Below are 18695 nucleotides of genomic sequence, written 5' to 3' on the forward strand. Positions count from 1 at the left end.
CCTCCCGGCTGACCCCGACCCCCGAGACCCCAGCGGAGTGCCCCACGGTCACGCCGCCCACGATCATGCCCCAACGGGATTTCCGAATACGTACCTTCGATCACCCTGAGAGACAAGACATTTTCTGACTCGCGATTCGAGGTCGGATTCGATCCAGATACGCAGGAGCGGGCTGTCACCGATCCACGCGAGTGCCCACGTGTCGAAGACGGTTCTCTGTCGGGTCCGGTTCAGCGAGACGAGCCGTTCCTCCAACTCGGCGTCTACTGATCCGTTGCTGCGGGCCGCGTTGGTCTCACCGAGTCGAGTGAGCCAGACGGACTCGCCGGTCTGCTCTATTCCGAGAATCTCCAACAGGATCTCGGTCGCGGAGACGTACTGGTAGCCAAGTTCGTCCGCCAGCCGCTTTGCGTGGGTCGTCTTTCCGGCCGCCGTGAGCCCGGCGAACGCAATGTTGGAGGTGTGAGATGTGGTCACAGCTGTTGCCCGGTGTCCCGTTCGGCCCGCCATGCGGCGACGCCGGGCGGTTCGTGAGCTGTGTTGCTGGCGACGACCAGCTTCGCGCCGAGAAGCTGGATTTCCATTGCTATCGCTTTTCTAATCAGCGGCCAGGGCGAGATGTGGTCGGCGCTAGGCACGATGACGCTACAGCGGTCATCGTGGCGGAGGCAGTCGAGCAGCGTGGTCAGCGCAGGTCGAATGAGTCGGCCCGGTGGCATGTTGCGGTCAACGTAGATCTCGGCGAGGACATAGCTCTCGGCGTCGGCGTAGTCCTTGACCTGCCTGTTGAGGCGGGAGACTTCGTCGTCATCCTCTGCGGTGAGACTGAAGTATCCATAGGCCAACGGTCGTTCCATCTGGACTCCCGGCTTTCTGTAATGAGTTCCTGAGTTTGGGGCAGTTACTCGCCAGTCGTCCAGTCGTCGAGCGCGCGGAGGCGGTCCACGACGCGCCGGAGTGTCGCCATGTCGGTCACGAAGTCGGCTGAGAAGTCCGATAGGCGCGTGCGTAGCCCCGTAAGCAGCTCGCGTCTTGGCAAGTCTGTCTGTTTTGGGCCTGAGAGGTTATCCACGGCGACGGGCTCGGGGAGGGGGATCTCCGCCCAAACGACCTTCCCTAATTTTGTGAGGTAGTACGACCAGCGTTGCGCGAGTTCGTCGACGAGCAATAGTCCCAAGCCGCCTTCCGAGTCGAGATCGGTGGGTCTTGCCTCCGGTAGCGCAGGGCTTCCGTCCCAGACTTCGACGGTGAGTAGGCGGCCGATGAAGGACGTCCGGACGGCGATCATCGGTTGTCTCGCAGTTTCAGACGCTTTCACGGCGTTGGTGGCGAGTTCGCTCACGATCAGCTCGGCCGTATAGGCGCAGTCTTCGGCTCCTCGTTGCTGGACCAGTTCGACGACATGCCGCCGTATGTCGCCCACCGATGCGGCGGTCGCGGGAGCCCGGTACACCTCGACGTAGACCGCTGGCCGGAGACGCTGGGTGCCTGTCATCGGATACCGCCTATAGGTCGGCGCAATGGCCTGAGTCGTGATCCGGGACGCCGGGGCGAGCACGGCAGCACCCGCCGCCTTCCTGCGGGTTGTGATGGTCGGGGGCGGTACTGATCCGTCCGGCGATTCTGGTCACGTGACTGGTGAGCCAGCGCAACTCGTGGGCGATGGCGTCTGCCCGCTCGGTGAGAGCTGCCCACGCGATGTGATCGGGCTCAGGGCCACCTGCGCCCGCGACGGGGCTTGTCCTGAGCCGCTGGAGATAGAGCAGCACGTTCGTCGTGGTGAGGTCTTCTGGTTGTGGCGGGAGGGTGGAGAGCCCGAAATAGGGAGAGCGCGGCGGCCGTGCGGGCGGGAACGGCCGCTCGGGGATACCCGGCGTATCGGCGTCCGACGTCGGGTCTTGTGGCCTATGACCGGCCGCCTTCATCGTGTCGAGGAGAAGCCTGTCCTCCGGTCGGAGGTGTTCGCGGTCGGCGATGTCCAAGAGGCTGTGTACGTCGGTCCCGTATACGGAGGCGAGAAGCGCGAGCATCTGCGGGGTCGGCCTGCGGCGAGTGGAATTTGGCCAGTTCTCCAATTCGCTCAGGCGAGGCACGGTCATGGTCGCCTTGCCCTGTGGGTCGATGTCCAGATCCGCGGCACGGGCGTTGATACGGTCAGCGGCCAGTTGCAGCGTCCAGCCGTGAGCGTGGCGAAAAGCGGGCCGGGGGCGCAGCCGATAGCGACGCGAGAACTCGGCGGCGATCTCTTCATGCGTCATCCCAACGGCGCGCATACGATCACGTAGACGTTCCAACTCGACTCGTAGGCTAATTCCGGCCATGATGATGCCGACGCCCTTTCCCGCTCGTTCCGCCGCGTGTTCTTCGGCCACCGTGTGGCCTTCTTTCAGTTCAGCGCGTCCACGGCTCATGCCGGCAGGTCAGGGAGCAGGGATGTCAAGGGGATGATAGGGGGGATTGATCGTCTACGGCCCGTGACGGACCACTTACGGCCGCATGGCGGGCGTGCCATGATGGGCCGTTAGCGCCCCGGAAGGAACGAGACGATGGCGGAACCGAACCACCTGTTCCGGGCGGCCCGCGTCCGTGTGGAGTCGCCCGAGGCACCAGGCGAGCCCCTGGCCCGACGCGAGCTAGCCGAGATGGTCAACGCCTGGATCTACGAGCAGACCGGGCGTGAGACGGCGATCGACGGGAACTACATCGGCAAGCTGGAACGCGGCTTGATCCGCTGGCCTGACGCGCTGTACCGGCAGGCGTTTCACGCCGTCCTGGCCACCAAGCAAGATCGGGAGCTGGGCTTCCGTCGACCACGTCGCACAGAGCGGAACACTGAGGACGTGAACCGAAGCGAGTTCTTGCGCGCCATGGCAGGCGTAGGCGCCGCCGTCGTGACCGGCTCCTTCACCGAGCTGGCCACGAGTCCCCCTCCCGACGTGCCCGCCGTCGTGGGGCGCGAAGAGATTGATCAACTGCGAATGGCGGCGCGTCTGTTCGGAACGGTTGACCACACGTACGGCGGCGGGCTCGTACGCGAGGCGGTCGCCGGCCAGCTCCGCTACGCCGTGAATCTCCTGAACGCACGCTGCCCGGAACGTCTGCGCGACGAACTGTTTACCTCGGTCGGCTTCCTCGCGCATACCGCAGCGTTCATGGCGTTCGACGCCTACGTCCACGAGGATGCTCGAAGAATGTTCTCTCTCGCGCTCGCGTGTGCCGAGGAGGCGGGTGACTGGCACCTGAGAGCAAAAGCGCTTTCGTCGATGGCCAGGCAGGCTATCTGGCGAGGCGACCCTGATATGGGCCTCACGCTGGTAGACGTCGCTTTCATTCGTGCCGAACGCCTTACGCCCACCGAACGCGCCATGCTCCTTGCCGCCAAGGCACGTGCGCTCGCAAAGCTGGGTCGGGAGCAGGAGACGCTACGGATCATCGGCCAGGCCGACGACGAGTTTAGCCAGTCCGAGCCGGAAAACGATCCGGTCTGGATGGCCTACTACGACCTCGCTCAACACGTCGGAGACACCGGTCACGCCGTTTTCGATCTGGCGGTCAGAAACGCCAGGCACGCGCCGGAGGCTGCGCGGCGTCTGGACGGTGCGGTCACTGGACACAGCGCCACGTTCGCCCGGTCCATAGCCATCAGCCAGACAAAACTCGCGTCGCTCATGATGAAGACCGGCGACCCGCAAGAAGCGGCCATCGTCGGCTCCGCGGCACTCCGCGCCGCAGGACAAGTACATTCTCGACGGGCGGCAGATGACATACGCGAGCTAGGAACATTCGCGAAACGACACGAACGGATCGATGAAGTCGCGGAACTCAGGCATAACATTCAGACGGTCACCAGCTCCGCATGAGCGGCCAGCATCGCGACAAGCCGAGCGGGGACAGTACAGAACTACTGCGGACAGCCTGCGTCCACGCGGGTGTTCCGTACGGCTCGGCCGAACTCCTCCGGGAGGGCGAGAACACCATCTTCCGTCTCCCGGGCGGCATTATCGCCCGCATAAGCCGCGCAGGCCAGGAGAAAGTCGCAGCCAAAGAGGTGACGGTCTCCCGCTGGCTTGAAGAGAACGGTTTCCCTGCCGTTCGCGCGCTGGCGCTGCCAGGCGCCGCCCATCAGCCAGTTGTCATCAGCGGGCACGCCGTGACGTTCTGGCAGGAACTACCCCCGCACCGACACGGGACACCACGGGAGGTGGCAGCAGCATTGCGGGCACTTCACGCCATTCCACCACCGACTGGATTTACGCTCGATCCCCTGTCACCCATGACACGGCTACGCGAGCGCATCGAGGGGGCACGCACGCTAACCGCCGCTGACCGTCACTGGCTGCGAAACCGAGTCGAGACTCTAACAAGTCGGTACAACAGCCTGCCGCCAGGGCTGCCGCTCAGCGCCGTTCACGGCGACGCGTGGGGAGGGAACCTCGTGGTCACCCCTGACGGCCAAACCGTACTCCTCGACCTCGAACGCTTCTCTATCGGCCCACCTGAATGGGACCTCGTATCGACCGCCATCAAACACAGCTCCTTCGCCTGGATCACAGCCGGAGAGTACGCTGAGTTCGTCGAGGTTTACGGCCACGACGTCACGAACTGGAGCGGCTTCGAAACCCTCCGGGACATTCGCGAGCTACGCATGGCCTGTTACGTAGCTCAGCAGGCTTCAAAAGACGATGGATGGCAATCCGAGGCACGGAAACGCGTGGATTCCATACGGGGACTCCTCGGTCCGCGACCGTGGCCATGGCAACCTGCGCTCTGAACATCATCGCGGCACGCCCCCCGCCCGTCGTGTAGCCGTACCGGTCGCCGTTCCGATCTCCCGTTTGAGCCGCTATCCCGCTGGGGCGTGCTGGCGCAGGTCGCGCTGCCGCTGGGGTCACCCGAGGACATCCCGACTCGTACCCCCACGGTCTACGTGTTCAGTCGAGGCGCCTCGGTGGGTGTCCGGTGGGTCCGGGCGTCGGTTCTGGACGGCCGTGGCCCCGGCCGCTGGGCATCAGCGCGTCCGCAGGCGGCCGCAGGTCCGCTACATCCTGCTTGGCCAGAATTGTCCGGCTTCCCGTTGGTCCGCCCACCGGACCCCCCATCGGCCCGCCCGCCGGACCCCCCGTAAAGACGGGTGGGTCTGCGATGCCGCACTGGCGCAGGTCATAGCACCTTTCACACCCACCCAAGTACTCCGCGACTTAAATACCCAACGGGTACTGTTGAAAGTATAGGAGCGGCCTGCGGAGCCGTGATGTGGCCCCTTTCCGTGCCGTTCTCCGGCAGCGGTATAGCTCGCGCGCATGGCAGCCGAGCGACAACCACAGTTGTCGGCTTTCCCTGACAGCGGCATCTGGCACGGACGCCAGCAGGCCCACAGGGAACCCCCTTTCGCTGTGATCTCGCCCACACCGCCGTGCCGCTTTTGCGATAAAATGCCCCGTTTGCCGGATGTCCCAACCGGTGCCCCGTCCGCGTACCCAACGGAGACCCCAACCGTGTACCTGCTTAGTGGGTACACCCGGCGTGGCGCATCTGCGCAGCTCGGAGGGTATCTGGGGTGTACCCAAGTGGGCCAAGACTTAGTTGCCTACTGGCATCCTATCTAATCATGGTCGCGGGCAGGGGGGTGGCCTGCGGAACGTGCCGCTCTTGGCGAAAGCGGATCGCACGGTTAGCGTTTATTCGCCGAATTCCCCCTCTGCCTGTTCTGTGAGGTGCCGTGGTCGATCCGTCCCGCCTGCCCCGTCCCGCTCACACCGACCCGCGCGACGATCCACCGCACAGCGCGGACGGGCCGCCGCGGACCGGAGCGGCGGGCACGGGCGCGGATGGCGCCGAACCGGCGCCAGAGGCGGGCGGGCCGACCGACCGGGCGTTTCACCTCGCGCGGGTCTGCGCCGGATTCACCACCACGATCAGCCGCCGCTCGGCGGAACGCCTCGCCCGACTGCTGTCCCCGCCCGACGACGACGGGCAGCAGGACTCTCACGCGGCCTGAGAACCCGCCACCGGGCCGCCCACGGACACCGGTGGCGGCCCGTCGACGTGTAACCGCCGGGCAGGACCGTAACCGCAGAGTTACACCCTCGGTTACTCGTGAGACCTGCGCTGACCTGCGCACGAGCATCGGTGTAACGGGTAACCCGCGGCGCGGCCCGACCCGTCAACCCGGCCTAATACGGCTCTCGGGTCGCCCAGGCGGGCCTTACCGGTTACCCCCGCCCGCACGTTCCGGGCGGGCAGCTTGACGGCGATGCTGTCCCGATCCGGCCGGGCTCGTCGCGGCGCGGTCCGGCGGGGGTAGCGGCGTGGGGCGGGGGTAGCGGCTGCGCTACCTACGCCGCTACACGCCGTGGCCGCGCTGACCTGCGCGGACGTAGAGGTGTAGCGGGTAGCGGCCCGACGCGGCCAAGCCGTCCACGCGGCTCTGGCGGCCGGTGGACGGCGGGTACCACCGCTACGCGCTACACCGCTGATCGCTGTTTGCCTGTGTTTGCCTGCGTTTGGAATAGATAGCCGCCGGTCGGCGTTGTGATTGATGTCAGGGCCTGTTTCGCCGTGTCCCCGCACCGCGCGCCCGGTCGACCCGACCAGGCGCATCGCCGTGTGAGGTGCCGTTGGTCGGTCCGTCCGTTACCCGTCGTCCCCCCTCCACGCCGACCCCCACCGACGACGACGGACCACCGGACCAGCCATCGACCACCGACCCGCCGGGCGGTGATCCGACCGACCGGGCGTTTCACCTCGCGCGGGTCTGCGCCGGATTCACCACCACGATCAGCCGCCGCTCGGCCGACCGCCTCGCCCGACTGCTGTCCCCACCCGACACCGCCACCGACGACGGGCGAGACGGCCCCCACGCGGCCTGAGAACGCCACAGCGGCACGAACAGACCGACAACGGCACGGGGCCCGCCCACGTTCACCGTGGGCGGCCCCGCGGCCGTTGCGCGTCTGCTACCCGCCAGGGTCACAGCGGGTTCTGATCGATGTGGATACGGCTGTAGTCGAACTGGCCACGCGGCACCCGCGACTCGTCGATCACCACAGCGGCGAACAGGAACCGCAGCACCGCGTTCATCCGCTCGTACTCCTCGGCCTCCACCAGCGCATCCCACGCCGCGCGGGCATGCGGCCCGGTCAGCCCCGCCAGCACCTCCACCGCCGGGCGCACCACCGTCTTGCGCTGCACCTTCTTGATCCGCTCCTCCACGGTGCGGCGCATCTCCCGGTACTCCCGCGACTTGATCTCCCGGGCGTTCCACATCGCCTTCAACTCCGCCAGCTCCGCGTTGTCCTCCTCGATCGCGGCCTGGTCGGCATCCGTCAACGTCGCGGCGGCTTCCTGCCCCGACGGGTCCAACCGCGTCAGCAGATCCACCGCCGCATCCGTGACGAACGCCTCCAACGCCGGAGCGTTGATCCGCCGGGAGCACTTCTGCTCATCCGTGCGGTACTTGCGCGAGCACAGGTAACCCGGCGAGACATGCCCACCGGTACCGGCCATCCGCGTGCCGCACCGCTTGCACGTCACGATCCCGCGCAGCAGGAAGAACCGGGCGGGGGTCCTGGTCGCCGCGTGCGCGGCGGCCCGGTAGGAACGCCGGTCGCGGATCTCGGCCCACGTCCCCGGATCGAAGATCGCAGGCCAGATCCCCTGACCGATCTCCTCACCTCGAAACACCCGGATACCCGCCGCGTGGTGCGAGTCCAACACCGCCAGCACGGAGAACTCGTCCCACGGCCGCCCGCTGGCGGTCACCTTGCCCTGCTCGTTGAGCACAGCGGCGATCTGGATCGACGTGGCGCCGTCCAGGTAACGCGCGGCGATGTCCCGCGCCACCTCCGCCTCCGCCTCGACGATGCTCATGCCGTCCGGTGTGTAGCCGAACCGGCGCTTGCCCGGATGCGGCTTCCCGTCGTTGGCCCGGTCCACCATCGCGTCCTTCATCCGCCGCGACGTGTCATCCGACGACCGGCACGCATGCGCCACCTCGATCCGCAGGAAGAACCGGTCATCCGGATCGGACAGGTCCCGCTGGTTGGCCTGCCCATGAAGAGTGATGTCCCGATCATCCGAGATCGCCAACAACTCCTCAAGATCCTTCGGCTGTCGCATCAGCCGGTCCGGATGGTAGGCCACCACATGCTGAACCTCACCAGCACGCGCCACCTCCAACAGCCGATCCCACCCCTTGCGCTTACGATCACGCTTCCACGCCGACCGGTTGTTGTCGACGAACACATGCGCCACCCGCAACCCCAACCGGCGCACCACCTCCCGGCAGATCCGCTCCTGCCGGTCCACCCCCGTCTGGTCCTCGTCCGCCACGTGCGAAATCCGGCAGTAGATCGCCGCGGACTGCCCCGCCCAGTCCTCCCGCGACGCCCGCTTACGCCCGTACCGCGCCTGACGCCGAATCCGCGCCTGCCCTGGCCCTGTGCCCGTTTCGCCCATACCCATATGCTACGAACAGCCAATGACTGAGTCCGGCGTCATGAACATCGCGAAAATCATCAGCGTGACCGCGAACAGCGCGAAACCCGCCGAGGGGATCACCCGCGGATGGATCAGGTCCCCGAAGATCCCAATGATCGGCACGCACACCATCGCGAGGATCGCCATCGGCGCGACCACGAGCCCGGCGTCCGCGCCGGACATCGCGCGCACCGATTCCAGATAGAAGTACAGCGGCACCAGCACCGCCGGGACGGCCGCGCCAGCCGCGGCGACGGCGACGTTCGAGAGCGCGAAGTTGCGGTCCCGGAAGATGCCCAGCGGCAGCAGCGGCTCACCGCCGGCGCCGCGGGTCTGCGGATGCGGACCCGGGAAGGCATGAAGATCGACAAGGCCAAGGGCCGGCTCCGCGGCAAGAAACCGAAGCTCAACGCCCGGGCTGACGCTGTTGGCCGCGTCGGCGGCGGCGTGTTGCTCCTGCCGGTGTTTACCGCACTGTTCGGGCTGCGCTTCGCGGTGCCCGTGCTGACGCTGACCCAGTTGTCCAGCAACGGCAGCCGGGCCTGGTTCAATCACCGGGAGCTGCGCTGGCCGCTGATCGGCTGGTTCGCACTCGGCGCGGTCCCCCTAGCTAGGCAATCCCGTCCCTACCGGGCCCCGTTGCCCCACCCCCCGGGAACACGCCCACAGGCGCCGCCCTGGACAATCACCTTCGGCGGGAACCGGAACCCGGCGAATTCTGACGTCGGAACCGGTGGACGGACACGACGTCGACGCATCACTCGAGCATGACTGATCGGTCGCCGAGATGGCGAGCTTCGCCGACGCAACAGTGCCAACCAGCTGGGTCCTTGAGGCCGACAGGACCCGCCTACGCCGCGCACTCGCCGAGGCGGCTGCCGTGCCTCTCCCACAGAGGCGCGGCAGCCGGCTTGATGACCATCCACCGTCCGGTGACTCGTCAGCCGCCCAAAGACGTGGACAGCGCGGTCAACGCCTGCTTCTCGCTGGCGGGGTCAGGGTGGGATGCCCGCACTGCGCTGAGGGCGTCGTCGATCCGACCGTCGAGGAACGTCCAGGCGTTGCTGTCCATGGGCTTGAGCGTGGACTCATCATCGTCCCAGGTCGTCTCGAGACCCTTGATCCGGGCCTTGGCACCGCTCTGGTCGCCCGTGTTCACCTTGGTGAGCGTGTCGTCGACGATCGCCTTGAGGCTGGCGATATCGGCCGCTGGGAAGTGAGCGACTGCCTGGGCGGGGGTGAGCTGGATGGTGTTGGAGGCCGATCCGCCCTCCTCCGCCGCGATCGGAGAGGTGTGCGGGGTCTGCGCGGTGTGGTGGAGCAGAAGCCCGGCCGCGAGTGCGGCCACGGCGTAGAGGCTGAGGGCGAGTCGCTCTCGGCCGGGGCCCGCGCCGTGGACGCCGGTGTCCGGCGCCTCCGACTCGGGGATGACGTCCGCCTTCGACCAGGTGAGGTAGAGGACGGTGGCCCCGATGGCGACGAGGAAGATCACACTGGTGAGAGCGGTGCCCAGGCCCAGTCCCTGCTCGGATTTCGGGGTTGCGAACCAGTCGCCGATGTTGGCGCCCAGCGGCCGGGTGAGGATATAGGCCAACCAGAAGGCGAGCACCGGCTGCCCGCCGAACCGCCAGGCGACGACGACGATCGCGATGAGGGCGGCCGGGAGCAGGACCGCCTTGCCCGGGCCCCAGCCGCTGAGTTCGAGGGTCCAGTCGCCGGCGGCGGTACCGAGCGCGAAGGTCACCAGGACCGCGAGCCAGTAGAACGCCTCGCGGGGCGTCGAGGTGATGCTGTGGATCGACAGGGTGCGCTCACGCGCGTACCAGACGCCGAAGACGACCGCCAGGAGGAGAGCGAAGATCGTGGTGCTCACCTTCAGCGGAACGCCCTGGCTGTCCGTGAGGATGTCGGTGTAGAGCGTGCCGGTGATACTCACGACCACGACGGTGAGCCAGTAGGCCAACGGCACGTATCGGCGCAGCCGCATCTGCACATAGAGCACCGCGGCCAGGACAGCGGTGAACAGGAGCGCCGTCCTGGTGAGGCCGACGCCGAGCGTCATGTTGATCCAGTCGGCGAAGCTCTCGCCGACGGTGGTACAGAGGATCTTGATTACCCAGAACCAGATCGTGATCTCGGGGACCTTGTTCAGCATCTCGCCCTCCCGGGAGGAGGGTCGGCTGACGGTCAGTTCGGTGGTCATGTGTGGCAGCATCGCGAAGAGATCCTGCAATCAACCTGTACGAGTGTCGGCCCGAGCGTCTGGGTCACGAGCAGGCGTCGCCGCGACGCGGAGAACACCTCGGCTCGGCGCCCGCCGCCGAGTCTGCGCCGCGAAGCGCCGACTGGCCGTCAAGGTTGCGTGCAGGTTCTGCTCGTCATCATGCGGACCGGACATGAAGGGTCGCAGTACTGACGGAGGAAGCGATGATCACGATCGGGGTCTGCGAGGACCAGGAGTCCATCCGGACCATCCTTGTCCGAGGGCTGCGTCAGGCTGGCTACGAGGTGGTCGTCGCCCACGATGGCCGCGAGGCGCTCCGCCAGTTCAGCCCGGACAACAACGTCGGCGTGATCATCATGGACATCGGCCTGCCGGACGCTGACGGCCGCGATGTCGTCCAGGCGCTCAAGTCAGTCGGGCAGCGCGCTCCCGTCCTCTTCCTGACCGCGCTCGGTGCGACGCACGACCATCTTGCCGGTTTCGCCGCCGGCGCGGACGACTATGTCACCAAGCCGTTCGACCTGCGGGTGCTTCTGGCACGCCTCGAGGTTCTGGCGCGCCGTGGACCTGCCAGCGCCATCAGCGCGGGCGGGCTTGTCCTCGACCCGGTCACGCACTCGGCCCGCACCGCGGCGGGACAGGTACGCCTCACCCCCACCGAGTTCCGGATGCTGGCGGCGATCACCGCTCGGCCGCACGAGGTGGTGCGCAGAAGAAGTGTCATCGCCGCTGCCTGGCCCGACGGAGCGATCGTCAGCGACAACACCGTCGACTCCTTCATCCGCCGTCTGCGGAGCAAACTCGAGTCGATCGACTCGCCGACGGGAATCGAGACGATTCGAGCCGTCGGATTCACGATGACGCGGAAGGATGGCTAGGCGAACGGTGGCGAACTGGGCTTCCCGGGTCGTGACCTGGCGCCTGCGGTGGCGGGACCGACTGAGTCTGCGGGCACAGCTCGTCACGATCACGGCCCTCCTCGCCAGCGCCGTCGCCGCCGGTCTGGTGATCGTTGTCCAGATCTCCCTCGCCGGCGCCGCGCGCAGCACCACGGACAGGGTGCTGAACGATCACGTCAAGGCCCTGGTGGCCAGCATCAGTGCGGCGTCACCCGACGGGGCCCTCCACGTGCCCCGATCCCAGCTCAACCCGGGCGTCGCGGTCTACGACACCTCGGGGTCACGGGTCGCCGGAACCATTCCGCCCTCCATGCAGGAGGAGTACAAGGAACTTTCCACAACGGACAGGCAGCGCATCGTCGAAGGCGGCGAACCCTTCGCCATCATGGCCCTGCCCTTCACGACCTCATCGAAGCTGCAGGGGGTGGTGATCCTCGCCGAGCCCCTGGCTCCCTACGAGCGGAACGAGCAGGCAGCGATGGTGGTCTCCATCATCGCCGGGGCGCTGCTCGTCCTCATGGCCGCCGGCTCGGCGGCGTGGATCAGCAGGCGGGTGCTGAGCCCGGTGGAGCAGATGGCACGCACGGCCGCCGAGTGGAGCGAGCACGACCTCGAGCGCCGGTTCGCACTCGGAGCCCCGACCAACGAGATCCGGGCTCTCGGCAGCACCCTGGACGGGCTGCTGGACAAGGTCGCCTCCGTCATCAGGGCCGAGCAGCGTCTCACCTCGGAGCTCGCCCACGAGCTTCGGACGCCGTTGACCACCATCCACGGAGCCGCCGACCTGCTCGCGCTGCGCACCGATCTGGACGACCAGGCGCGCGAGGACGTCGCACTCATCAAGAACTCCAGCGCGTCGATGTCCAACACGATCAGTGCGCTGCTGGACCTTGCCCGCCGCCACCGCCAGGCGCTTCACAGCGACCGCACGCAGCTGGACGACCTGGCGGTCAAGCTCAAAGGCCTGCCTTTGCCCCGCGGCCACGTGAACGTCGACCTGTCCCCGGCGCTTTCGATCAACGTTCCCGAGGTACTCGCCATCCGCGCGCTCGCCCCGATCCTGAACAACGCACTCCAGGTCTCGGACCGCGCCTGGGTCAGTGCGCGGGCCGACGGCCGAAACGTGACCCTACTCGTGGCCGACAGCGGCCCCGGGGTGCCCGACCAGTGGGTGGAGACGTTGTTCGAACCCGGCTGGAGCGGGAACGGGGGCTCCGGCCTCGGACTCTCGCTCGCGAAACGGGTGGCGCGCAGCGGCGGAGGCGACGTCTCGCTCGTCGAACAGTACAACCAGTACGGCGGCGCCACCTTCGCCGTCATGTTCCCCGGCGGCCGCGCCGCCCGCACCCAGCACTAGCTCGTCGCGGCCGGCGGTTCGGGCAAACTGCTTCAGCTCGCAAGCCCCGGCCGCTCGAGCCCGCGCGGCCAGCCGTGGCGGGCGCCGGTCGGGTCGCCCGCGAAGATCCGACCTCGAACACGCCTCAGCTCTCAGCCCGCCCTGGATCAGGCCCCTACGGCTGGAAGACGGCTCGGATGCTTGGTCTTGAACAGCTCATAGCCGTGGAGGGTGTACGGCCGGGCCGGTCTCGGCCCACTTCGCCCATGAACTCGTGCCAGATGACGTCGCCGGCCTCGCCGGATCGGCGTGCGCCGGGGCACGTCCGGGTGCTGCTTCCCGCGGCAAGCGCGGCTTGCGATCGCATGCTTGTGTCGTAGCTGAGGTTAACCTAAGCTTCGGCTCCATCGGTGGGGGACACGACGACGGGGCTGATGTGAGCGAGACACGGACACTGATTCTCGGGTTAGTCGCGGGCGTGACGATCCTGCTCGGTCTTCCGCTGGGCCGGCTGCGCCGGCCGATGCCGGCCGTGAGCCAGTTTCTCAACGCGACAGCGGTCGGTATCCTGATCTTCCTGGTGTGGGACGTGCTCGCGCACGCCTGGGAGCCTCTCGACGCCGCGCTGGGCAAGGTGCATGACCACACGGGCGGCCTCGCGCCAGTCTTCGGGTACGGAGCGTTGTTTCTGGGCGGCCTTTCCATCGGGCTCCTGGGCCTGCTCGGCTACGAACGTGCGCTCGCGCGCCGTTCTCACCGGCCACAGCCCGTCGATGCGGCCGGGCGGCCGCGTCGCGTCGGGCCGGGTGCCATGGCGGCCGACGAGCTCACCGCACGCACACCGCCGGTCGAGTCAGGCCATTCCCCGGCCCGCCGGCTCGCGATGACCATCGCCGTGGGCATCGGCCTGCACAACTTCGGTGAGGGGTTGGCCATCGGCGGCAGCGCCGGCCGGGGTGAGATCGCCCTGGCCACCCTCCTCGTGATCGGCTTCGCGCTACACAACGCAACCGAAGGTTTCGGGATCGTCGCGCCGCTCGCCGCCGAGACCGACCGGCCCGGCTGGGGCTTCCTGCTGCTGTGTGGGCTCATCGGAGGCGGTCCCACCGTGGCGGGCACTGCCATCGGCCGGCAGTTCACCAGCGACCCGCTGAGCGTGATCTTCCTGTCGCTGGCGGCGGGTTCGATCCTCTACGTCGTCGTGCAGCTCATCGGGGTGGCGTCGCGCCTCGGCCGCAAGGACCTGCTCTACGTCGGGATCCTGGCTGGGCTTACCGCCGGGTTCCTCACCGACGCCGTCGTCACCGCAGGCGGTGCCTGACCCGTCGGCCCGTTGACGGGGTAGCCCTCGGCGCACAGCTTGTCCAACGCCGCGTCCAGGTAGACCGTGTTCCATAACGTGATGCAGTTGATGACCAGGCCGAGCGCGCCGAGCTGGTCTTCCATGCCGGCGTGGTACGGCTCGCGTAGTTCCCCGCGCCGGCCGTGGAAGACGTGCTTAGCCAGGCCGTGGCGGCCTTCCTGCAGGTTGCGCATCCGTTTGATAGCTCGCCGGTAGGACTCGGCGTCGACGTAGGCCAGCACGTGCAGGGTCTTGAAGATCCTGCGGTACATCAGGTCGATGGCATGCAGCGAGTCCCGCGGCGTGCCCGACAGCACCATTCCGGCCACCTCCACGCCCTGGTCGTTGACCATGGTGAGGTAGGTGGCGCCCTTACGCCGGCCGAAGTACTTCGGGTTCGGCCGGGCGTGGATCGAGCGGACCGGCACGACGAACCGGGTGCCGTCGACCGCGGCGACCAGGCCCCGCCCCACGCCTGCGCGGTGGCGATGTCGGCCTGCCCGGCGATCAGCGGGGCGTTCGCGGCGGCGTGCGTCTCGGCCCGTACGTAGTTCTGGTAGATGTGGCTGATCCGCGCCCTGGTCGCGGTCGATGTCCCGGACGACGACACCGGTCAGGATTCGGCACTGGCATTGATCAAGTCGGTGCCGGGCAACGTCAGCCTGGACTCGATGCTGACCGAGATCCGTAAGCTGCGTGCGGTCCGCGCGGTCGACCTGCCCGACGGTCTGTTCGCCGATGTCGCCCCGCGGGTGGTCGCGGCGTGGCGGACCCGGGCCGCGGTGGAGTCCCCGTCGCACCTGCGTGACCATCCCGACCCGCTGATGCTGACATTGCTCGCGGCGCTGCTGCACCACCGGCACGGGGAGATCACTGACACGCTGGTGGAGTTGCTGATCTCGACGGTGCACCGGATCGGCGCGCGGGCGGACCGGAAGGTCACCGAGGAGCTGATCAACGCGTTCAAGCGGGTGACCGGCAAGGAGAACATCCTGTTCGCGATCGCTGAGGCCTCGCTCAGCAGTCCGGACGAGCCGGTCCGTGAGGTGGTGTTCCCGGCGGTCGCGGGTGGGGAGCAGACGCTGCGGGAGCTGGTGGCCGAGTTCAAGACGAAGGGGCCGGTGTACCGGCGCACCGTGCGGACCACGCTGAAGGCGTCGTACTCGAACCACTACCGGCGCGGGCTGATCGCGCTGCTCGACGTGTTGGAGTTCCGGTCGAACAACGACACCCACCGGCCGGTCCTCGACGCCCTCGACCTGATCCGCCGATACGCCGACACCCGGCTGACGTACCTCCCCGCCGGCGAGACGGTCCCGACGCACAAGGGGCTGCTGGGCGACTGGAACGAGCTGGTGTTCACCGACCGGGCCAAAGGCCCGAAGCGGGTCGTCCGCGGCGTCTACGAGATCTGCACCTTCCAGGCCCTGCGCGACAGCCTGCGCTGCAAGGAGATCTGGGTCGTCGGCGCGGAGAAGTGGCGCAACCCCGATGAAGACCTGCCAGCCGACTTCGAGGCCCAGCGCGCCACGCACTACGCCGCCCTGCGTAAGCCGCTGGACCCGACCGCCTTCATCGACCAGCTACGTGAGGAGATGCGGACCGAACTCGCGGCGCTCGACACCGCGCTGCCGAAGCTGCCCTGGCTGGAGATCGCCGAGCGGGGCAGGAACGGCCCGATCCGGCTGACCGACCTCGACGCCGCACCCGAACCGCGCAACCTGCGCCGCCTCAAGGCCGAGGTGCGGACCCGGTGGGGCACCGTCCCCCTGATCGACATGCTCAAGGAGGCGGTCCTGCGCACCGGCTGCCTCGCGACCGCGACCACCATGGCCGGCCGTGGCGACCTGGCCCCCGAGGTGCTCGCCGAACGGCTGATGCTCGCGATCTACGCCTACGGCACCAACACCGGCATCCGCGCGGTCGCCGGCAACGCGCAGAACGGCCACAGCGAGGACGACCTCCGCTACGTGCGCCGCCGGTATCTGACCACCGAGCTCGCCCGCACGGTCGCCGTCGAGATCGCCAACGCCACCTTCGCCGCCCGGGCACAGCAGGTCTGGGGCTCCGGCTCCACCGCGGTGGCCAGCGACTCGACGCACTTCGGCGCGTTCGACCAGAACATCTTCACCGAGTGGCACTCCCGCTACGGCGGCCGCGGCGTGCTGATCTACTGGCACGTCGAACGTAAAAGCATGGCGATCCACTCCCAGCTGCTCACCTGTTCGGCGTCCGAGGTCGCGGCGATGGTCGAGGGCGCGATCCGGCACGGCACGGCGATGGAGGTCGAGGGCACCTACGTCGACTCCCACGGCCAGTCCGAGATCGGCTTCGGGATCACCCGTCTGCTCGGCTTCGACCTGCTCCCGCGCATCAAGCGGATCAACAAGGTTCGGCTCTACCGGCCGGCTGCTGGCGAACCGGACGCCTACCCGCGGCTCGGCCCGGCGCTGACCCGGCCGATCCGCTGGGACGTCGTCGCCGAACAGTACGACCAGATGATCAAATACGCCACCGCGATCCGGACCGGCACCGCCTCCGCCGAGGCGATCCTGCGCCGCTTCAACCGCACCAACGCGATCCACCCCACCTACCAGGCCATGATCGAAGTCGGGCGGGCCCAGCGGACCCTGTTCGTCGCCCGCTACCTACGCGACCGGGACCTGCAACGCGAGATCGGCGAAGGCCTCAACGTCGTCGAGTCCTGGAACCGCGCCAACAGCGTCATCTTCTTCGGCAAGGGCGGCGACATCGCCACCAACCGCCGCGACGAACAGGAACTCTCCGTCCTCTGCCTACGGGTCCTGCAGGCCGCCCTGGTCTACGTCAACACGCTCATGCTCCAGGACGTCCTCGCCGACGACGCCTGGGCCGAGCAGCTCACCGACGCCGACCGGCGCGGCCTGACCCCGTTATTCTGGACGCACGTCGCCCCGTACGGCGAGGTGAAACTCGACATGACCAGCCGCCTGACACTCAGCGTGTCCGCCGCGGCGCCGCTGGTGTAGACCCGAACAGCCTGGCATGCCTCGGGTCGGGGGGAAGAGACTGAGACATGCCGGGTCCGGCTGGTAACCGCATCCCTCGCCAGGAGAGTTCAACGACGCTCGTCACGTGCCATACGCGTCGCGTGTGAGGGTGGATAGTGCCGCTCGTAGATCGGCGTGAAGCTGGTTGTGTGCCGCGCTAATCGCGTGTTCCTTCTTCGTCCGCTCCGCGCCATATAGGTAAACGGGGCCGACCCGGAGACTCTCCTCCTCCCACCTGTAACGTGCGTGTACATGGCCGTGGAGATGCGGCCAGAGGTTCCCCAGCACTTCGTAGTTGATCCGCAGAAAGTCTTCGTCCCGAGCCGCGCATACCTGCGAGACGGCCTCGCCGAGAAGGGACAGGTCAAAAAGGAAGTCCATTCGTTCTGGGCGGGGAAGGTCAGTCAGATGGTTTGCCGATCCGGCGTAGACGAGCAGGCAGTAGCCGGGGAGATGCTGCGTGCTGCCTAGCACTGCCCATCCAGTGCGCATTCGATGGAGAACGTGGGGTTCCTCACCGCTTTCCAACGTGGTAAGCCATTCGCTGCTCATGTCCACGCCCTCCGTGCCCTGCGCTGTGTCTGCGCGGTCTACACCAACGGGCGCCATACGTTAGCATAAGCACATGATCGATCGGGTCGCTACGCTATGTGATTTGGCTGAAGGTCAGTGGGGGTGTGTCACGGAGCGGCAAGCGGAGAGAGCCGGTGTCTCCGTCGTCGAGCTTGGGCGTTTCAAAGAAGCAGGGGTCGTTGAGCCTGTCATCGAGGGGGTGATGCGTATTCGCGCTGGTGGGAGGCATCTTTTTCCGCGGCTGTACAGCCAGTGGCTGATGCTGGATCCGGAGCGGCCGGGGTGGCTGCGGGATGCCCCGGGGTGCGGCGTTGTCTCCCATGCCACGGCGCTGCGGGTCTACGGGATTGGTGACCGGCCGGGACTCGGCGTGGAGTTCACGCTTCCCGCTGGCCCAGCCCGGCCAAGGAGCTCTCATCCTGGCATCGTCCTGCACTCTGGCGAGGTAGCTGCCGATGAGTGGACGACCCGGTCCGATCTTTTTGTGACCACTCCCGCACGCACATTGCGCGATCTAACCTACAGCGGGCGGTTCGACCTCGCCGAACTCGGCCGCGTCGCCCACGCCTTTCTGCGCACCCACCTAGCGAACGAGACCGAGTTGGCTCGAGGTCTGGAAGTAACCGCCAGGACATCGCCCTACAGCGGTGAAACCGCGGGTTCGTTGGAGTCGATTCTGCGTGCGGCGGACGAGGACAGCGTAGACTTCCCCGCCCACCCGCCAGGGTGACCCGCAAAGTCATTGATGCAGGTCAGCGGGGTTGTCGAGAGTGAGGATGGCCAGGAGCAGGGCGTTGTCGTGTCGGATTCTGCG

At 67.4% G+C, this 18695-nt stretch carries 17 protein-coding genes and 2 pseudogenes; 10 read left to right on the top strand and 9 right to left on the bottom strand.

The window, feature by feature from the left end:
* Positions 1-63: 63 nt before the first annotated feature.
* The 4 genes from BMG523DRAFT_RS19425 to BMG523DRAFT_RS27490 are packed head-to-tail and all read right to left on the bottom strand — an operon-like array spanning position 64 to position 2411.
* On the bottom strand, positions 64-477 hold the full coding sequence (locus BMG523DRAFT_RS19425; protein WP_235463259.1) for a cytidylate kinase family protein: 414 nt from the start codon (positions 475-477) through the stop codon (positions 64-66).
* Positions 474-857, bottom strand: a complete 384-nt coding sequence (locus BMG523DRAFT_RS19430; protein WP_011436792.1) for a recombinase family protein — start codon at positions 855-857, stop codon at positions 474-476. The genes BMG523DRAFT_RS19425 and BMG523DRAFT_RS19430 overlap by 4 nt, the downstream gene beginning before the upstream one ends.
* A gap of 44 nt (positions 858-901) precedes the next feature.
* Entirely contained in the window at positions 902-1495 is a 594-nt protein-coding gene (locus BMG523DRAFT_RS19435; protein ID WP_011436791.1) for an ATP-binding protein, read from the bottom strand.
* Between the two features lie 10 nt (positions 1496-1505).
* On the bottom strand, positions 1506-2411 hold the full coding sequence (locus BMG523DRAFT_RS27490; RefSeq protein WP_175455931.1) for a helix-turn-helix transcriptional regulator: 906 nt from the start codon (positions 2409-2411) through the stop codon (positions 1506-1508).
* Between the two features lie 135 nt (positions 2412-2546).
* On the opposite strand from BMG523DRAFT_RS27490, the gene BMG523DRAFT_RS19445 reads away from it, so the two are divergent.
* From BMG523DRAFT_RS19445 to BMG523DRAFT_RS19455, 4 genes are all read left to right on the top strand, one after another.
* On the top strand, positions 2547-3860 hold the full coding sequence (locus BMG523DRAFT_RS19445) for a hypothetical protein (protein ID WP_011436789.1): 1314 nt from the start codon (positions 2547-2549) through the stop codon (positions 3858-3860).
* Positions 3857-4771, top strand: a complete 915-nt coding sequence (locus BMG523DRAFT_RS23585) for an aminoglycoside phosphotransferase family protein (RefSeq protein WP_011436788.1) — start codon at positions 3857-3859, stop codon at positions 4769-4771. The genes BMG523DRAFT_RS19445 and BMG523DRAFT_RS23585 overlap by 4 nt, the downstream gene beginning before the upstream one ends.
* A gap of 948 nt (positions 4772-5719) precedes the next feature.
* Complete coding sequence (locus tag BMG523DRAFT_RS19450) at positions 5720-5998, top strand: hypothetical protein (protein WP_011436787.1); 279 nt, start codon at positions 5720-5722, stop codon at positions 5996-5998.
* Positions 5999-6617: 619 nt separating this feature from the next.
* Entirely contained in the window at positions 6618-6869 is a 252-nt protein-coding gene (locus BMG523DRAFT_RS19455; RefSeq protein WP_023840299.1) for a hypothetical protein, read from the top strand.
* Between the two features lie 100 nt (positions 6870-6969).
* Here BMG523DRAFT_RS19455 and BMG523DRAFT_RS19460 read toward each other — a convergent pair whose 3' ends face one another.
* The gene (locus BMG523DRAFT_RS19460; RefSeq protein WP_162839489.1) at positions 6970-8457 is read right to left on the bottom strand and encodes a recombinase family protein; all 1488 of its coding nucleotides are present in this window, start codon (positions 8455-8457) and stop codon (positions 6970-6972) included.
* Positions 8458-8811: 354 nt separating this feature from the next.
* Between BMG523DRAFT_RS19460 and BMG523DRAFT_RS27495 the strand changes: the two are divergent.
* Positions 8812-8904 (top strand): annotated as a pseudogene (locus BMG523DRAFT_RS27495) (recombinase family protein); the annotation flags it as partial.
* Positions 8905-9158: 254 nt separating this feature from the next.
* Here BMG523DRAFT_RS27495 and BMG523DRAFT_RS26705 read toward each other — a convergent pair.
* Together BMG523DRAFT_RS26705 and BMG523DRAFT_RS19470 are read right to left on the bottom strand one after the other, a co-directional pair.
* A pseudogene (locus BMG523DRAFT_RS26705) lies at positions 9159-9236 on the bottom strand (IS6 family transposase); the annotation flags it as partial.
* A gap of 182 nt (positions 9237-9418) precedes the next feature.
* The gene (locus tag BMG523DRAFT_RS19470) at positions 9419-10693 is read right to left on the bottom strand and encodes a hypothetical protein (protein WP_043591910.1); all 1275 of its coding nucleotides are present in this window, start codon (positions 10691-10693) and stop codon (positions 9419-9421) included.
* A 212-nt stretch (positions 10694-10905) separates the two neighbouring features.
* Here BMG523DRAFT_RS19470 and BMG523DRAFT_RS19475 point away from each other — a divergent pair, with 212 nt between their 5' ends.
* The 3 genes from BMG523DRAFT_RS19475 (at position 10906) to BMG523DRAFT_RS19485 (ending at position 14258) form a co-directional block, all read left to right on the top strand.
* Positions 10906-11580 (top strand): response regulator transcription factor, encoded by a 675-nt coding sequence (locus tag BMG523DRAFT_RS19475; protein WP_011436782.1) that lies wholly within the window; start codon positions 10906-10908, stop codon positions 11578-11580.
* Entirely contained in the window at positions 11573-12958 is a 1386-nt protein-coding gene (locus BMG523DRAFT_RS19480) for a HAMP domain-containing sensor histidine kinase (RefSeq protein WP_011436781.1), read from the top strand. The genes BMG523DRAFT_RS19475 and BMG523DRAFT_RS19480 overlap by 8 nt, the downstream gene beginning before the upstream one ends.
* Positions 12959-13373: 415 nt before the next feature.
* On the top strand, positions 13374-14258 hold the full coding sequence (locus tag BMG523DRAFT_RS19485) for a ZIP family metal transporter (RefSeq protein WP_011436780.1): 885 nt from the start codon (positions 13374-13376) through the stop codon (positions 14256-14258).
* On the opposite strand, the gene BMG523DRAFT_RS19490 is transcribed toward BMG523DRAFT_RS19485, so the two are convergent.
* Positions 14186-14752 carry a Tn3 family transposase gene (locus BMG523DRAFT_RS19490; RefSeq protein ID WP_023840301.1) on the bottom strand — a complete coding sequence of 189 codons (567 nt, stop codon included), beginning with the start codon at positions 14750-14752 and terminating at the stop codon, positions 14186-14188. The genes BMG523DRAFT_RS19485 and BMG523DRAFT_RS19490 overlap by 73 nt on opposite strands.
* Before the next feature lie 87 nt (positions 14753-14839).
* Between BMG523DRAFT_RS19490 and BMG523DRAFT_RS19495 the strand changes: the two genes are divergently transcribed.
* On the top strand, positions 14840-17287 hold the full coding sequence (locus tag BMG523DRAFT_RS19495; RefSeq protein ID WP_043591904.1) for a Tn3 family transposase: 2448 nt from the start codon (positions 14840-14842) through the stop codon (positions 17285-17287).
* Between the two features lie 102 nt (positions 17288-17389).
* On the opposite strand, the gene BMG523DRAFT_RS27500 is transcribed toward BMG523DRAFT_RS19495, so the two are convergent.
* Complete coding sequence (locus BMG523DRAFT_RS27500; protein ID WP_011436778.1) at positions 17390-17917, bottom strand: HIT family protein; 528 nt, start codon at positions 17915-17917, stop codon at positions 17390-17392.
* Positions 17918-18083: 166 nt separating this feature from the next.
* On the opposite strand from BMG523DRAFT_RS27500, the gene BMG523DRAFT_RS19505 reads away from it, so the two are divergent.
* Positions 18084-18611 carry a hypothetical protein gene (locus tag BMG523DRAFT_RS19505; protein WP_152987878.1) on the top strand — a complete coding sequence of 176 codons (528 nt, stop codon included), beginning with the start codon at positions 18084-18086 and terminating at the stop codon, positions 18609-18611.
* Positions 18612-18695: the final 84 nt, after the last annotated feature.

Origin of the sequence: Frankia sp. BMG5.23 (assembly GCF_000685765.2) — a bacterium.
Lineage (GTDB): Bacteria > Actinomycetota > Actinomycetes > Frankiales > Frankiaceae > Frankia > Frankia casuarinae.

What these genes read in the sequence shown, in the direction of transcription:
- BMG523DRAFT_RS19430 (WP_011436792.1), bottom strand. Translation starts at nt 857, where the DNA reads ATGGAACGACCGTTGGCCTATGGATACTTCAGTCTCACCGCAGAGGAT.
- BMG523DRAFT_RS19435 (WP_011436791.1), bottom strand. Translation starts at nt 1,495, where the DNA reads ATGACAGGCACCCAGCGTCTCCGGCCAGCGGTCTACGTCGAGGTGTAC.
- BMG523DRAFT_RS27490 (WP_175455931.1), bottom strand. Translation starts at nt 2,411, where the DNA reads ATGAGCCGTGGACGCGCTGAACTGAAAGAAGGCCACACGGTGGCCGAA.
- BMG523DRAFT_RS19445 (WP_011436789.1), top strand. Translation starts at nt 2,547, where the DNA reads ATGGCGGAACCGAACCACCTGTTCCGGGCGGCCCGCGTCCGTGTGGAG.
- BMG523DRAFT_RS23585 (WP_011436788.1), top strand. Translation starts at nt 3,857, where the DNA reads ATGAGCGGCCAGCATCGCGACAAGCCGAGCGGGGACAGTACAGAACTA.
- BMG523DRAFT_RS19460 (WP_162839489.1), bottom strand. Translation starts at nt 8,457, where the DNA reads ATGGGCGAAACGGGCACAGGGCCAGGGCAGGCGCGGATTCGGCGTCAG.
- BMG523DRAFT_RS19470 (WP_043591910.1), bottom strand. Translation starts at nt 10,693, where the DNA reads ATGCTGCCACACATGACCACCGAACTGACCGTCAGCCGACCCTCCTCC.
- BMG523DRAFT_RS19475 (WP_011436782.1), top strand. Translation starts at nt 10,906, where the DNA reads ATGATCACGATCGGGGTCTGCGAGGACCAGGAGTCCATCCGGACCATC.
- BMG523DRAFT_RS19480 (WP_011436781.1), top strand. Translation starts at nt 11,573, where the DNA reads ATGGCTAGGCGAACGGTGGCGAACTGGGCTTCCCGGGTCGTGACCTGG.
- BMG523DRAFT_RS19495 (WP_043591904.1), top strand. Translation starts at nt 14,840, where the DNA reads ATGTGGCTGATCCGCGCCCTGGTCGCGGTCGATGTCCCGGACGACGAC.
- BMG523DRAFT_RS27500 (WP_011436778.1), bottom strand. Translation starts at nt 17,917, where the DNA reads ATGGCGCCCGTTGGTGTAGACCGCGCAGACACAGCGCAGGGCACGGAG.
- BMG523DRAFT_RS19505 (WP_152987878.1), top strand. Translation starts at nt 18,084, where the DNA reads ATGCGTATTCGCGCTGGTGGGAGGCATCTTTTTCCGCGGCTGTACAGC.